Origin of the sequence: Actinomadura sp. 6N118 (assembly GCF_044326415.1) — a bacterium.
Classification (GTDB): Bacteria; Actinomycetota; Actinomycetes; order Streptosporangiales; family Streptosporangiaceae; genus Spirillospora.
This window is the reverse complement of the sequence record NZ_JBIRAZ010000006.1, coordinates 279,888-293,872: the sequence shown is the minus strand read 5'-3', so window position 1 is coordinate 293,872 and position 13,985 is coordinate 279,888. Positions and strand designations below refer to the sequence as shown.

The following is a 13,985-nucleotide window of genomic DNA, read 5'->3' as shown; positions in this document are numbered from 1 at the left end:
GGCTCATCCACGTGGGTTCACCCCTACTCAGCCGGACGCGGCGTCATGGTTCCCACTTTCGCGGGTCTCCATATCGTCCGCCGCCGTGGCGAAGCGGGTGGAGAGCTTGCGGAGGTGGGCCTTCAGCTCGGGTGGCGACTCCACCTCGAAGCCGACGTCGAGCATGCCGATGACGAACACGACGAGGTCGAACGAGTCGGTGGCCATCTCGACGCGGCACCGCTGCTCGTCGATCGGCGTCACGGTGCCGTCGATCTGACCGGCGAACCGTTCGGCCGGTGCGTGCAGGATGACGCGGCAGTGGTAGGGCCACATGTCGCGGCCCATCGTCCGCCGCATGTACGCGGTGACGTCGCCGTCGGGCGGCTCACGATGGGTGAAACGCGGGCCGTTGGGCGTGCGGAGGGCCATGCGGTCGGCCCGGAACGTGCGCCAGCCGGCCCGTTCGGTGTCCCAGCCGACCAGATACCAGCGACGGCCCCAGGCGACGAGGCGGTGGGGCTCGACGTCCCGGCGTGTCTCGGCGCCGTCGTGACGGACGTAGTCGAAACGGAGTGTCTCGGCCGCGCGGATGGCGGCCGAGATCGTGGTGAGCACGGTCGCGTCGACCGTGGGCGCGTTGCGGGGCGGGATCGCCACCATCGCGTTCTCCAGCGCGGAGAGCCGGTGGCGCAGGCGGGTGGGAAGGACCTGCTCGACCTTGTTGAGGGCGCGGAGCGAGGGCTCCTCGATGCCGGACACGCCGCCCGACGCCCCGGTCCGCAGGCCGACCGCGACCGCCACGGCCTCGTCGTCGTCCAGGAGCAGCGGCGGCAGCGCGGCTCCTGCACCGAGCCGGTAGCCGCCCAGCGACCCCATCGCGGCGTGCACGGGGTAACCCAGTTCGCGGAGCCGGTCGACGTCCCGCCGCACGGTACGGGTCGTGACTCCGAGGCGTTCCGCGAGTTCCGTGCCGGACCAGTCGCGGTGCATCTGGAGCAGGGACAGCAGCCGCAGAAGGCGGGCCGAGGTTTCCAACATTTCTCTAGATTGCCATCGATGTAGGAACGAGGTTGTCCTAGCTGCGCCGGAGAGTGGGTGGTATGGACGAACCACAACCCTTCCGAATCGACATCGCACAGGCCGACCTCGATGAGCTGGCCGAACGGCTGGCGCGCACACGATGGCCGGACCAGCTGCCAGACGTCGGCTGGTCGTACGGCGTCGAACGCGGCTACCTCACCGAGCTCGTCGAGCACTGGCGCACCGGCTATGACTGGCGCGAGCACGAGGCGCGGCTCAACGAGGTGCCGCAGTTCACCACGACGATCGACGGGCAGCAGATCCACTTCCTGCACGCACGGTCGCCGGAGCCCGGCGCGACCCCGCTGCTCATCACGCACGGATGGCCGAGCACGGTGTACGAGTTCCTGGACATCATCGGGCCGCTGGCCGACCCGCGATCGCACGGCGGGGATCCCGCCGACGCGTTCCATGTCGTCGTGCCCCCCTGCCGGGCTTCGCGTTCTCCGGGCCGACCCGCGAGACCGGCTGGGGCTCCCGCCGGATCGCGCGCGCCCTCGACGAGCTCATGCGGGGGCTCGGGTACGAGCGGTACGGCACGCAGGGCGGCGACTTCGGCAGCATCATCTCCCCCGAGATCGGCCGCCTCGCCCCGGAACACGTCATCGGCGTGCACGTGAACGCGCTGGCCAACGCCTCGGTGCCCACCGTGGCGGGCGATCTGGACCGGCTCTCCGAGGCCGAACGAAAACTCGCGCAGGAAGCCGAGGCGGCATGGCAGGGGATCTCGGGCTACGCCACGCAGATGGCCACCCGGCCCCAGACCCTGGCGTACGCGCTCAACGACTCCCCCGCCGGGCAACTCGCCTGGAACATCGAATGGTACGTAGACCACGACCCGGCCAAGACCGACCAGACCCCCATCGACCGCGACGTCATCCTGACCAACGTCACCATCCTCTGGCTCACCGGTACCGCCGGTTCGGCCGCGCGCCTCTACCGCGAGGCGGGCGAGGAAGGCTGGGGTGAACGGCCCGCGCCCTCACCTGTCCCGACCGGTATCGCCTGCTTCAAGGGCGACCTTGCGATCCGCGGGCTCGCCGAGATCTCCAACACGATCACGCACTGGTCGGAGTACGACACCGGCGGGCACTTCGCCTCGCTGCAGGCGTCGGACCTGCTCGTCTCCGACATCCGCGCGTTCTTCCGCGGCCTGCGGTCGTGACCCGGGGGCCCAAACCGTCTGGCGGAAGGCCTTCCTAGGCTGGAGACATGCTCAAGGTGACGGTCACTGAGACGATCTCGTGCACGCCCGACGAGCTCCTGGAGTTCGTGATGGACGTCGAGAGATACGCCCAGATCGACAAGAAGATCAGGCCGATCCGGTGGGTGCGCCGCGACGGCGACTTCACCGAGTTCGGCTTCCGGCCGAGCGTCGCCGGGCTCCCCGGGCCGCCCACGGTCTCGCAGATGCGGCGGACGCCCGGAGAGCGCATCGACATCCGGCTCGCGCCGCCGCCGGCGAACCGGCTGTCCCGGTTGACGACGGATTTCGACGCCAGTTTCGTCTGCACTCCCGTCAAGGACGGGACCAGGCTGGTCCGGACGCTGAACTACCGCTTCAAACCCTGGCTGGGCTGGCTGGCCGAGCCGCTCCTCCGCCGCCGCCTGAACGCGGACGTGCGCGAGGAGGTGCGGCTCGCCAAGCAGCACCTGGAAGGGTCCTAGGCGCCTTCGCTCGCGCTCTGAGCCGACGGAAAGCGGGCCACCCATCGGCGCTGCCACGGAGTCTCGACGGCCCGGTGGTTGTAAGCGGCACGGGCCCAGGCGACGGCTTCCGCCGGGTCCGTTCCGGCGAGCACGGCCAGGCAGGCGATGACGGTGCCGGTCCGGCCGACCCCGCCGCCGCACGCGACCTCGGCCGCCGCGCCCGCGCGTGCCCGTTCGTACAGCGCCCGGATGTCCTCGATCGCCTGCTCGCGGTCGCGCGGCAGGAGGAAGTCGGGCCAGTCGATCCACGTGTGAGACCACGACAGTGCCGCCTCGTGGCGGCGGCGGAGGCGGTCCGACCCCAGGTAGAGGCCGAGGTCGGGCGCCGGGCCGTCGGGGCGCGGCTTGCGTAGTCCCCGGCCGCGTACCCAGGTGCCGTCGGGCAACTGGATCGCGCCGGGGAGCGGCGCCCCGCTCACAGGCTCGCGAGGGCGGCGGTGAAGAAGTCCTCGGCGGCCGCCTTGTCGATGCCGAGGCCGGAGAGCGGTCCGGTGCCGTCCTCCAGTTCGAGGAGCGCGAGCAACATGTGCTCGGTTCCGATGTAGTTGTGGCCGAGGCGGAGCGCCTCGCGGAGTGTCAGCTCCATCACCTTGGTCGCCTGCGCGCTGTAGGGGATGGGCTCGGGTGCCTCGTCGCCCGGGTCCGGGAGCACCGCGGCCTCCCGTACGGCGTCCAGCGACACTCCCTGCGCGACGATCGCCTTGGCCGCGAGCGCCTCCGGCTGGCTGAGCAGGCCGAGGAGCAGGTGCTCCGGCAGCACTTCGGCGTTCCGTGCTTCGGCGGCCTCCCGGTGTGCGGCCTTCACGCAGCTCTTGGCGCGGGGGGTGAAGCGGTTGAGACCTTGTTCGACATCGGTGGTCTTGGCCACGAAGCGTTTCTGGGCGGCCTGCTTGGTGACGCCCATGCTCTTGCCGATGTCGGTCCAGGAGGCGCCGGAACGGCGCGCCTGGTCCACGAAGTGGCCGATGAGATGGTCGGAGACCTCGCCGAGGTGTTCCGCGAGGAGCACCGCGTCCGACAGCTGTCCCAGGGCGTCCTGGGAACGCCCGCTCTTGATCGCCTCGATCAGCTCGTCGAGACGTACCTGATTCGCCATGCGTCAACCCTAGGTTGACGCACCCCGATCGTCAACCTGTGGTTGACGATCCTTGGCGTGGTGGTCATTGAGGCGCTCCAGGAGACGGATCAACTGCTCGCGCTCCATCTCACTGAACGGCTCGAGCAGCTCGTCCTGGAGGGTCGCGATCAGCCCGTCAAGCTTGCGGAGGTGCGCACCCCCCTCGCCGGTCATCGTGATGACGTTGCGGCGACGATCCTCGGGGTCCGGGGCACGTTCGACCAGGCCTCGTCCGGCGAGCTCATTGATGACGGCCACCAGGTCACTCCGGTAGATGCCGGTGCGGCGGCTCAGGTCCGCCTGGCTTGCCGATCCGAACTCCTGAAGCGAGGCGAGCACGGCGTAGTGCCATTTGTGCGCGTCCTCGCGCGCGAGCCCGTCGGCCGTCAGCCGGTCGGCGTGCATCGCGGCCTGCGTCAGGAGCCTGCTCGGCAGGCCGCGCAACCGCGCGGGCGCCTCGTGTACGGCACTCATGACGGCAATCCTATCTCTTGCGTTAGTCCGACTAACGAAGTAAGTTCGTTAGTGTCACGAACGTTTATAAGACTAACGAGTTGGGAGGCACCCCATGAAACTCCAGGAACTGGCCGACCGTGCTGAGCTCGCCGACCTGATCACCCGGCAGGGCCTGTGGCTGGACGAGCAGCGCTTCGACGACGCGGGCACGATCTTTACTGCGGACGCGACGGTCGAGACGCAGAGCGGGCGGTCGCAGGGACTCGAAGCGCTCGCCGCCCGGGCACGCCGTGTCCATGGCCGGTACGAGCGGACGCAGCACGTGATCTCGAACGTCCTCATCGACCTGGACGGCGATGAGGCCTCGGTCCGCGCGAACCTCGTCGCCACCTTCGTCCGCGCCGCCGCCTCCCCTGAGCCGGACCTGACCTTGGGCGAGCGCTACCGCTTCGGCGCGGTCCGCACACCGGCCGGGTGGCGGTTCTCCAGCGTCGCGGTGACCCCCGTCTGGAGGTCCGGCGACCTTCCCGTCGCCACACCGGACCGTGACGCCTAGGGCCGGCCACGGTTCGCGGCCCGAGTGCGGGCTCGGGCCGCAATGGCGCGATCAGAAGTGGAAGACGTGCCCGCCGGTGCCCAGGTTGGCGTAGCAGTCGTTGGTGAAGGACTGGCTGTACGAGACCTGCCTGCCTTGCCAGTTGCCGAAGGCCTTGGCGATGACACGGATCTCGACCGGCAGGCAGTTGCCCTTCGCCGGTGGGATCCTCTTGATGTCACCGTTCGCCTTGATCAGGTCCGCGCAGGCGGCCGCGGCGTCGGGGTGGGTGCCACCCGTCGGCTCGCAGATGAGAGTCACCGTCCTGCCGGGGCCGCCGGTCGACGACTCGGGTGTGATGCTGAGGGTCAGCCGGCTCGCCAGCGCGGTGGACGCATTCGCCGGAGTGGCCAGGGCGACCGCCCCGACCACGGCGAGCGCCGCGACGGCTTTCACGTGCCGCATTCCGTTCTCCTTACGTAGGGAATGACGCTCCATCAGCATGTGAGTCAAACATCACCAGGGCCGCTTCCCCGGGCCTACATCGGCCATGTCCTGAACCGGCATCGCAAAGGGCCGCGCCTTCGGGGTGGTCAAGCGAAGGCGCGGCCCAGTCCAGGGGCATGGCGGAGGCCGGGCGGCGGAGGAGGGGCGAGGATGAACGGACGGGGGCCCCGTCATCTGCCCTTCTCCTCCGCCGCCCGGCCAGCCGGCCCTGGCAGGCACGGGGGTGTGTGCGTGCGCGCGGATTCAGGGCCGGACCGGCCGCCGCGGACAGCGGCCGGAGTCGCGGATCAGCTGAGCTCGGAGTAGCTCCGCTGGCTCAGGTACTCGTTGAAGATCACGGTGTTCTTGCCGGCCACCGACGGGAGGCCACCCTGGCTGTTGACCAGACCGCTGACCAGGCGCAGCGGGGTGTCGAGCCAGCAGCCGCCGGCACCGGGCACGTCGAACGAGTTGTCAACGTGGGTCAGGCTGGCCACGTGCGGGTTGGTCGACAGGACCGTGTACTTCTTCCCGGTGATCGGCGTGTTCGGCGCCGGCGGGTTGGTGGTGCCGGTGATCAGCTTCAGCTTGATCGGGACGGTGTTGTTGCCGATCGAGCATCCGCCCACGAGGAGGAACGGCCGGGTGAGGTTCATCTTGATGTCCATGGTGATGTTGAACCGCTGGACCGTGAAACCGCCGACGTACTCGGGCTTCCCCCACACTTCGGTGAACGGGTCCTTGAAGATCCCGTCCTTCATCTTCGATTCCTTGGTCCGCATGGCGCCGAAGACCGTCTTGTAGGTGTTGTCGGCCATGACGACGCTCGAATAGGTGAGCTTGATCGGCTCGGTGACGTCGTTGGCAATGTTGCCCGTGACGAGCTTCCCGCTGGTGACGACGACGTTGATGCAGTACGACGCCTCCTTCTTGGCACCGTCCGGCAGCTTCGGGCAGTCCGAGAAGTCGAACGTCGGGATCGGGTCGTCGGCGGCCCGGACGGGCGCCGTGGGGGCTGCTGAGGCAGCGGGCGCCAGGCCGGCGGTCAAGGCGGCCGCGGCGCCGGCGGCGAACAGAACAGTGGCGGTTCTCTTCGTCCGGAGTTTCATGGGGGCGGTCCTCCGTTTTTCTCGTGTTACCTGCGGGTAATTCATTGAAACCCGGCACAACAAAGTGCCACAAGGCCCCCAATTAGGATTGCTGGCCGAAGGTGGACAACAATTCCCTCGAAGTGACAAAGTGTGTGCGGGAATTTATCAAGAGCGATTTGTCAGGCAGTTAGTCAGGTGATTGTCAGGCGCCGAAAGTATCGATGCCGGTTATCTTCCACATTCCGTCGTCCCGGACGACCTCGACCGCGAACACGGCGGCCGAGGCAGCAGTGTTGCCACCCCCTTCGGTTTTGCTCTTGGCGTCCTTTTTCCCGGTGTCGCCGACGGTCGTGTTGCGCTGGTCCGCGAACACCAGCAGACGCCCCGAGTCCGGCCTGAGCGTGACGACGGCCGCATCGGTGACGGTGGTGGTCAGGACCTGCTTCATCTGCGGAGCCTGCTGGCGGACCCGGGCGAACATCTGGTTGTACTGCTGCACCGCCTTGCCCGTGAGGAGCTTCTGTGCCGCCCGTTCCGTCTTGGCGGTATCGGCGTAGCTGTACGAGAACACCGTGGACACCGCGCTGGCGACTTGGCCTTTCACATCGCTGGTACGCGCGGTATCGGTCAACGCAAGATTCTGCGACGCACCCGTGGCGGACAGGTCGTTCTTGGCCTTCGCCGCCCATGCCGTCGTGCCGCCGCCACCGATGACAAGAGCGGCCAACACCAGCATGCTGAAACTGAACCGGCCGCGGCCGGACGAGGTACGGGCGGAATTCGATTCCGCACTCTTCTCGTCACCGCGTGTCGCCTCTTTTGAATTCTTCATTGCACACCCCTGCTCTGTGTCGTCACGCGTCTCAGCCGCCGCTGGGTGCCTGGCCGAGCGACGCCAGCTTCCAGCCCTCGGCGGTCCGGGTGAGCTGCCCGGTCTGCCGACTCGTCCTCGTGGTCGCCGCCCCCGTGGGAGGGGTGACGGTGACGCGGACGGCCGCGATCATCGTGGCCTTTCCGGCGGCCGCGTCGAGCTCGGTGATCGCGGCTTCGAGGATCTTGGCTGAGGTGACGGTCTTGTTCCGGTTGACGTCGGCGGCCAGGCCCTCGCGCCCGGCCGCGATCTGGTTGTAGAGCTCGCCGGTCGAGGAGTCCTGCCAGACCTTCAGATCGCGGTCGGTGGCACGGTGGTCGAGCGTGTTGAGATTCACCATCGCCTGGCGTCCCTGCGCGAGCGCCTGGTCCCGGGCCGCCGCCACGTCGCGGGCCGGGTCGTCCTTGGCCGCGTTCCAGTCGTACACGAACCAGCCCGCCGTCACGACGGCGACGAGCGCCAGCACGGTCAGCGCCGCCTTCAGCGGATCCGTGATGACGATCACCGGGATCCGGATCCGCACGGCCCGTTCTTCCTGCGCCTCGTCCGGTGCTTTGGCGGACTTCTTAGCCGAAGCCTTGACCGGCTCCTTGGCCCGCTTCTCGGTCGGCTCCTTGGCCGAAGCCTTAGCCAACGGCTTGGCCGGTGTCTTGGCCGAATTCTCATCCGGCGTCTCGTCCGGCTCCTCGTCCGGTTTCTTGGTCGCCTCGGGCTCTTCCGGCAGCTCGGGCTCCTCCGCCTGTCCGGTCGGCTCGTTCGGCTCCGCCGTCTCGCCGGACTGCTCCGGTGCGCCGGCCGCGAGCTTGATATCTGCCATCTGGGCTTCCTTGCTCGTCATCGGTGGAACGCGGGTCACGTCGAACGCAGGTCGCTGATGCGCCACCGCCCGTTCTCCACCCGGGCGGTGGCCTTCAACGCGGTCGCGGCGAACGACGGGCGGCCGCCCTGCCGCGTGGACGTCTGGTCAAGGAAGATCAGCACCGTGGCGGTGCTCGCCGCACGTTTGATCACGCCGATCCGGAGGACCTTGCTCGTGACGGTGAGCCGCTGTTTGGGCGCCTGGTCGGCGACAATGCCGAACATCTTCTGGTACTGCCCGGCCGCGGTTCCGACCAGCGCGTCACGGGCCGCCTGCTGGGTGGCGGCCGGGTCCTGGTACCGGTAGCTGAAGACCGCCTCGGCCGCTTTCGTCACGTCGGTGAGGATCGCTGCGTCCTCGGCCGCCGGTGCGGGCGGCGCCGGAGCGCGGCCGGTCTGCTGGGCACCGGTCGGCTTCTGCGCGGCGCTCGCCGGCACCGGCAGCAGGAAGAGCGAGCTGGTCCGCCAGCCCTGCGGCGTTCTGGTCAGCCCGGCCTGGTAACGGCGGCTCTGCTCAGTGCGCCAGTCCGCCGTGCCGACGAACTTGACGCGGACGGAAGCGATCACCGTGGCCGACTCCCCGTTCAGCGCGGTCACGGCCAGCGAGCCGACCGTGCCGGTGGCGGCGGCGCTGATCGCGGCGAATCGTTTGCGGTTGGCCGCCCGCTCCCGGGTGAGCTCCGCGCGCAGCATGCCGGTCGAGGCCTGCTCCCACCATCCGAGGCGTTCGTCGACGCGGGCAGGATCCATCGAGCTCAGCGCGGCCAGCTGCCGGCTCGCCGCAGCGGTGACCTTGTCGCGTTCGGTGAGGGGCGGGGAACCGCCGTCCTCGCTCGGGACGAGCTGCCACCCTCCCCAGGCCGACGCGGCCACGGCGACGATCGCGGCCGCGACGATGAGCTTGCGCCGCTTTGGGCGCTTCCCGCCGCCGTCTCTCTCCGTGGCGCTCCGGGCCTTCGCCCGCGCCACGGCCGCGTTCCGGACCTTGCTGTCGGCGGTCATTTCCGCAGTCCCAGCAGCCGTTCGAGGTCGCTGTACGCGGCGGGGCCCTGGCCGGAAGCGCCCGTGGTCGCCGGCCAGACGCCGGACAGGCCCACGGCCGCCATGACACCCGCGGCGCCACTGGCCACCCCGGGTTTGGCGGGAGCCGGAACGCCGCCGCGCGGGGCGTTGGCGGCACCGCGCACGTTCACTCCGGTCGAGGGGCTGAGCGTGCATCGGGCTCCGGCGTTGAACGGACGGCTGGCGCCATGGACGTCCAGGCCGTCGCGGTAGAAGGTGCCGCTGTATCCCGAGACGCACGGCAGCGGGTTGAAGAAGGTGTTGATGAGTCCCATCTCCAGGCTTCCGCCACGCACGATGGTGTTGCCCATCGCGGCGACGGCCGGCAAGTCGGAGAAGAACTGCCGCATGCCCGCCGTGCGGGTGTCGGTGATCCGGGAGACCGTGAGCAGGTTCGCCAGCAACCTCGGCAACCCCGGATCGACGCCGCGCAGGAACTCCGACAGTTCCGTGGAGAAGGCCGGGGCCGCCGTGATCAGGCGCCGGATGTCGGCGTCCGAGCCCTTGAGCGCCGCCGCGAACTTGCGGCCCTCGCGGGCGAACTCCCGCAGCGACGCGGCCTCCTGGTTCTGGGTGCGCAGGACCGCGTTCCCGTTCTCCAGGAATGTGGTGGTGGTGTCGATGTTCTCGTAGGAGGTGTTGATGAACTGGTCCGAGGCGTCCAGCAGCCTCTGCAGGTGCGGTCCCTGCCCGGTGAACGCCTTGCCCAGTTCGTCCAGCGTGATCTGCAGCGAGTCGGTCGGAACGGACGCGTTGAAGTCGTTGATCGCCTTGAGCGTCTCGCTGACCGGCGGCGGGGTGGTCGCCGCGGTGCGGGTGATCGTCGACCCCGCGCTCAGGTACGGGCCGCCGGCGGTGGCCGGCCGCAGGTCCACGTACTGCTCACCCACGGCGGAACGGTTGGCGACGATGGCGTTCGTGTTGGCCGGGATCTTCGCGTCGGAGGTGATCCGCAGGTCGGCGACGACCCGCGTGCCGTTCTGCCCGTCGCTCTCGGCGAGGTCGAGGGCGTCGACCCGGCCGACGGTGACGCCGCGGTAGGACACCGCCGATCCCTTGAACAGCCCACCGGTCTCGGGCAGCTGGAGCTTGACCGTGTAGTAGTCGCGCAGGCCGACGTGCCGCCCCAGGTCGGCATAGGTCATCCCGATGTAGGAGATCGTGACCAGCGAGATGATCACGAATGCGACGATCTTGATCCGGGTGAACGTGGTCAGCATCGTTCAGTTCCCCCCGTCGATGTCGGGGAGGACGCCGCCTCCGCCGGACCTGGCGTCGATGCCGGGTGGGATGGTGACCGCCGGCAGCGGCAATGGCGGCGTGCCGGTCTGCGACGGGCCCGTCTGCCCGCCGGTGCCTGCGGGCGGGCAAGCGCCCACCGGACCCTGCGGTGCAGGATCCTGCGCTTTCAGGCGAACGGTCGTCTCGGGTTTGACCGGTGCGTTGACGCAGTTGCTGCCGGGCTTGGCGATGACCGTGGCGTAGACGTTGAGGTAGTCGCCGCGTGCACCGGTCAGCACCTGATCGGTGAAGGGGAACGTCATCAGGATTTCCAGTGACTTCGGCAGATCGCGACCGGCGTCGGCGAGCTTGCGCAGCGACGGCTCCAGTGCCCGCAGACTGGCGGCGATGTCGTCGCGCGACGCGTTCGAGATCCGGGTGGCGACCTCGGAGAGCTCGTCGAGCTGTTCCAGCATCCGGACGAAGTCGGCGCGCTGCGCCTCCAGCACCTTCAGGCCGGGAGACAGGTCGGTCAGGATCGTGTCGACCTGCCCCTTCCGGGACGCGACCGTGGCCGAGAGCCGGTTCAGGGACTCCAGCGCGCGCACGATGTTCGTCCTGTTGCCGTCAAGGGAGGAGGTGAGCTCGTTGAGCCGCCGCAGCGAGTTCTTGATCTGCGGCTCCCTGCCGTTCAGCGCGGAGTTGAGCTCGCGGGTGATGGTGCGCAGCTGCGGGAGCCCGCCGCCGTTCAGCAACATCGACAGCGCGCCGAACACCTCCTCGGTCTCCGGGTCGCGGCCGGTGCGTTCGATCGGGATGCGCGAGCCGTTCGCCAGCGTCCCGCTGGGCGCGCCCGGCGCCGGGGCCGGGGCGGCGAGCTGGATGTACTTCTCGCCGAGGAGGCTTGACTGCTCGATGTTCGCCGTGGCGTTGGCGGGCAGCCGCACCTTCCCGTTCACCTTGACCGTCACCTCGGCGGTCCATTTGCCGTCGGGAAGCCGGATGCCGGTGACCCGGCCGACCGGGACGTCGTTCACCTTCACCGACGCCTGCGGCACGAGCGACAGCACGTCGTTGAGCTCGATGGTGAGGGTGTACGGATGCGAGCCGAGGTCGGCGCCGCCCGGCAATGGGATCTCCTGCAGGGAAAGCCCCTGCTGGCCGGAGCATCCGGCGGCCAGCGCCGATCCGGCGATCAGCGCGGCGACCAGGGCGTGACGCTTCATCGCGATCCTCCGCCCAGGTTGACGGCGCCGGTGAAGACCGGTCCGGCCGCCGGGAGCGGCAACGGTGGGGAGTCGGCGGGCGGCCGCTCGGACGGGTTCAGGCCGCCGGGACCGGCCTCGCAGGCCTTCTTCAGGGCCTTCGAGCGCGGACCGGCCGTGCAAATCGGGACCGACACCGCGGCCTGCCCCTTCCCGGCGCCCTTGCCGTACGCGGCGGTGATCTCCAGGAGGTTGCCCCGCGACATCATCGTCTGGCTGTTCGGGTCGTAGGACTTGAGCGCGTTGGACGCGGCCAGCGGAGCGACGTCGAACAACTCGGAGAGCTCCTTGCGCCGGTCGACCAGGACCTTGGTGATGTCGGCGAGCTTGTCGATGTTGCCCTTGAGCTTCTTGCGGTGCTTGGCGATGAAGTCCTTGACCTTGATCAGGGCGAGGCCGAGATCCTGCAGGGCGCGCTGGAGATTGCCCCGGTCGGCCGCGAGGAACGCCGAGACGTCGGCCAGCCGGCGCTGGAACTGCCTGACCTCGGTGTCGTTCTCGCGCAACATCCCGGTGAACTTGTTGAAGTTGGCCATGGTGCCGAAGAAGTCGTCGGCCGAGTGGTTGAGCGTCGCCGAGGCCTTGCCGAGGTCCTCGATCATCTGGTTGAGCTTGGTGCCGTTGCCCTTCAGGTTGGCGGCGTTGGCCTTGAGGAACTCCGACAGTGCCCCGTTCTTGTTGACGCCCTGCGGGCCGAGGTCGGCGGTGAACTTGCGCAGCGCCCCGTACAGCTGGTCGAGCTCCATCGGCGTGGCGGTGCGGGCGACGGGGATCTGGCCGCCGGACGCGAGCGTCGGCCCGCCGGTGTACGCCGGTGACAGCTGCACGTACCGGTCCGACACGAGGTTGGGCGCGATCACGACCGCGGTCACCTCGGCGGGGATCCGCGCGTCATCGTCGGTGATCTCCATCCGCACGGTGACGCTCTGGCCGGTCGGCTTGATCGAGGTGATCGTCCCGATCTTCACCCCCAGCACCCGTACGTCGGAGCCGGGATAGATGCCCTGCGAGTTGACGAAGTGGGCGGTGATCGTACGGCCGCCACCGTCCGGCATCGTCACCAGCACGCCCGCCACGATGATCAGCGAGAGTCCGACGGCGATGATCCAGCGCACCGTCCGCGGTGAGGAGGGTCCGGATGCCATCAGCTGCCTCCCTTGCGGGTGGGGGTGCACTTGTCGGGCGGCGTGTAGTTGGGCGGCTTGGGATCGCTCACGTACTCCTTGGGCACGGCGCCGCACAGGTAGCCGTCGACCCATCTGCCATTGCCGGACGCGTTGGCGATCAGCCGGATGTAGGGACCGGCCAGGGAGAGCGCCTTGTCCAGGTTGCGCTGGTTGTTCTTGAACACCTCGGTGACCGCGTCCAGTGAGTCGAGCAGGGGGCGGAGCTCGCCGTCGTTCCTGTCGACGAATTCCGACAGCTCGCGCGACATGCGGATGATGCCGACCAAGAGCGAGCTGATGGCCTCTCGGCGGCGCTGCAACTCGGCCAGGAGCAGGTTGCCGTCCTTGAGCAGCGCGCGGAACTGGTCGTTCTGGGAGGCGATGGTGCCCGACAACCGCCGCGTGCCGTTCAGCAGTTCGGCGAGCTGCGCGTCCCGCTTGGAGATCGTCCGGGACAGCGCGGAGAGCCCGTCGATCGCGCTCCGGAAGTGTTGCGGGGTGCCGGAGAACGCCTGCGAGACGACGGTGAGCGATTCGCCGACCTGCTGCGAGTCGATCTGCTCGATCGTGGCGCCGAGATCGTCGAACGCCTGCGTGACGTCGTACGGGGCGATGGTGCGGTCGACGCCGATGGGCTCGCGGGGATTCTGTGCTCGGTACCCGAGCGGGTCGAGGGCGAGGTACTTCGAGCCCAGCAACGTCTTGATCATGATCGTGGCGGTGGTGGCGTTGCCGATCCAGGTGTCCTTGACGCGGAACTCGACCTTCACCTTCGCCTCGCGGGGCGCCAGCTTCACCGAGGTGACCTTGCCGACCTTGACCCCGGCGACGCGTACCTCCTGACCGGACTTCAGCCCGGCCGCCTCGGTGAAGTACGCGGTGTAGGCGGTGCCGCCGCCGATCACCGGCAGGTCGCCGGCACGGTACGCGGCGCCCAGCAACAACGCGATGAGCAGCAGCCCGATGATCGCAACCCCGATCGGGTTGCGGTCGCGGACCGGTTTGATGTGCGGCAACAGCCTCCGCTTCGCCGGCAGTAGCCGGGGCAGCTGGTTCGTGGCGTTGGGGTGGGGTCGAGTCATGGA

At 69.0% G+C, this 13,985-nt stretch carries 17 protein-coding genes; 4 read left to right on the top strand and 13 right to left on the bottom strand.

Going from position 1 to position 13,985, the window contains the following annotated elements; translation table 11 throughout:
• Window positions 1-27 precede the first annotated feature (27 nt).
• Window positions 28-1,020: a helix-turn-helix transcriptional regulator gene (locus ACH34W_RS17785; protein WP_395962003.1), complete on the bottom strand. Its 993-nt coding sequence runs from the start codon at window positions 1,018-1,020 to the stop codon at window positions 28-30.
• 62 nt (window positions 1,021-1,082) lie between these two features.
• Between ACH34W_RS17785 and ACH34W_RS17780 the strand changes: the two genes are divergently transcribed.
• The 3 genes from ACH34W_RS17780 to ACH34W_RS17770 are packed head-to-tail and all read left to right on the top strand — an operon-like array spanning window position 1,083 to window position 2,730.
• Window positions 1,083-1,682, top strand: coding sequence for an epoxide hydrolase N-terminal domain-containing protein (locus ACH34W_RS17780; protein WP_395962002.1), 600 nt, complete (start codon window positions 1,083-1,085; stop codon window positions 1,680-1,682).
• Window positions 1,571-2,227 (top strand): hypothetical protein, encoded by a 657-nt coding sequence (locus ACH34W_RS17775; protein WP_395962001.1) that lies wholly within the window; start codon window positions 1,571-1,573, stop codon window positions 2,225-2,227. Before ACH34W_RS17780 ends, ACH34W_RS17775 begins: the two co-directional genes overlap by 112 nt.
• A 47-nt stretch (window positions 2,228-2,274) precedes the next feature.
• On the top strand, window positions 2,275-2,730 hold the full coding sequence (locus ACH34W_RS17770; protein ID WP_395962000.1) for an SRPBCC family protein: 456 nt from the start codon (window positions 2,275-2,277) through the stop codon (window positions 2,728-2,730).
• Here the strand turns inward: ACH34W_RS17770 and ACH34W_RS17765 are convergent.
• Genes ACH34W_RS17765 through ACH34W_RS17755 form a run of 3 tightly spaced genes read right to left on the bottom strand, consistent with a single transcriptional unit; the run spans window position 2,727 to window position 4,363 of the window.
• Window positions 2,727-3,191 (bottom strand): protein-tyrosine phosphatase family protein, encoded by a 465-nt coding sequence (locus ACH34W_RS17765; RefSeq protein ID WP_395961999.1) that lies wholly within the window; start codon window positions 3,189-3,191, stop codon window positions 2,727-2,729. The two genes, ACH34W_RS17770 and ACH34W_RS17765, sit on opposite strands and share 4 nt — an antisense overlap.
• The gene (locus ACH34W_RS17760) at window positions 3,188-3,868 is read right to left on the bottom strand and encodes a Clp protease N-terminal domain-containing protein (RefSeq protein WP_395961998.1); all 681 of its coding nucleotides are present in this window, start codon (window positions 3,866-3,868) and stop codon (window positions 3,188-3,190) included. Before ACH34W_RS17760 ends, ACH34W_RS17765 begins: the two co-directional genes overlap by 4 nt.
• Window positions 3,869-3,877: 9 nt before the next feature.
• Window positions 3,878-4,363 (bottom strand): MarR family winged helix-turn-helix transcriptional regulator, encoded by a 486-nt coding sequence (locus ACH34W_RS17755; protein WP_395961997.1) that lies wholly within the window; start codon window positions 4,361-4,363, stop codon window positions 3,878-3,880.
• A 94-nt stretch (window positions 4,364-4,457) separates the two neighbouring features.
• On the opposite strand from ACH34W_RS17755, the gene ACH34W_RS17750 reads away from it, so the two are divergent.
• Window positions 4,458-4,901: a nuclear transport factor 2 family protein gene (locus ACH34W_RS17750; RefSeq protein ID WP_395961996.1), complete on the top strand. Its 444-nt coding sequence runs from the start codon at window positions 4,458-4,460 to the stop codon at window positions 4,899-4,901.
• A gap of 51 nt (window positions 4,902-4,952) precedes the next feature.
• Here ACH34W_RS17750 and ACH34W_RS17745 read toward each other — a convergent pair whose 3' ends face one another.
• From ACH34W_RS17745 to ACH34W_RS17705, 9 genes are all read right to left on the bottom strand, one after another.
• Window positions 4,953-5,345: an SSI family serine proteinase inhibitor gene (locus ACH34W_RS17745; protein WP_395961995.1), complete on the bottom strand. Its 393-nt coding sequence runs from the start codon at window positions 5,343-5,345 to the stop codon at window positions 4,953-4,955.
• 329 nt (window positions 5,346-5,674) lie between these two features.
• Window positions 5,675-6,475: a hypothetical protein gene (locus ACH34W_RS17740; RefSeq protein WP_395961994.1), complete on the bottom strand. Its 801-nt coding sequence runs from the start codon at window positions 6,473-6,475 to the stop codon at window positions 5,675-5,677.
• A gap of 184 nt (window positions 6,476-6,659) precedes the next feature.
• Complete coding sequence (locus ACH34W_RS17735; protein ID WP_395961993.1) at window positions 6,660-7,289, bottom strand: hypothetical protein; 630 nt, start codon at window positions 7,287-7,289, stop codon at window positions 6,660-6,662.
• Window positions 7,290-7,320: 31 nt separating this feature from the next.
• Entirely contained in the window at window positions 7,321-8,145 is an 825-nt protein-coding gene (locus tag ACH34W_RS17730; protein ID WP_395961992.1) for a hypothetical protein, read from the bottom strand.
• Between the two features lie 35 nt (window positions 8,146-8,180).
• Window positions 8,181-9,188 carry a hypothetical protein gene (locus ACH34W_RS17725; protein ID WP_395961991.1) on the bottom strand — a complete coding sequence of 336 codons (1,008 nt, stop codon included), beginning with the start codon at window positions 9,186-9,188 and terminating at the stop codon, window positions 8,181-8,183.
• On the bottom strand, window positions 9,185-10,468 hold the full coding sequence (locus ACH34W_RS17720) for an MCE family protein (protein ID WP_395961990.1): 1,284 nt from the start codon (window positions 10,466-10,468) through the stop codon (window positions 9,185-9,187). The genes ACH34W_RS17725 and ACH34W_RS17720 overlap by 4 nt, the downstream gene beginning before the upstream one ends.
• A gap of 3 nt (window positions 10,469-10,471) precedes the next feature.
• Window positions 10,472-11,695 carry an MCE family protein gene (locus ACH34W_RS17715; protein WP_395961989.1) on the bottom strand — a complete coding sequence of 408 codons (1,224 nt, stop codon included), beginning with the start codon at window positions 11,693-11,695 and terminating at the stop codon, window positions 10,472-10,474.
• Complete coding sequence (locus ACH34W_RS17710) at window positions 11,692-12,879, bottom strand: MCE family protein (RefSeq protein WP_395961988.1); 1,188 nt, start codon at window positions 12,877-12,879, stop codon at window positions 11,692-11,694. Before ACH34W_RS17710 ends, ACH34W_RS17715 begins: the two co-directional genes overlap by 4 nt.
• Entirely contained in the window at window positions 12,879-13,982 is a 1,104-nt protein-coding gene (locus tag ACH34W_RS17705; protein WP_395961987.1) for an MCE family protein, read from the bottom strand. Before ACH34W_RS17705 ends, ACH34W_RS17710 begins: the two co-directional genes overlap by 1 nt.
• Window positions 13,983-13,985 lie beyond the last annotated feature (3 nt).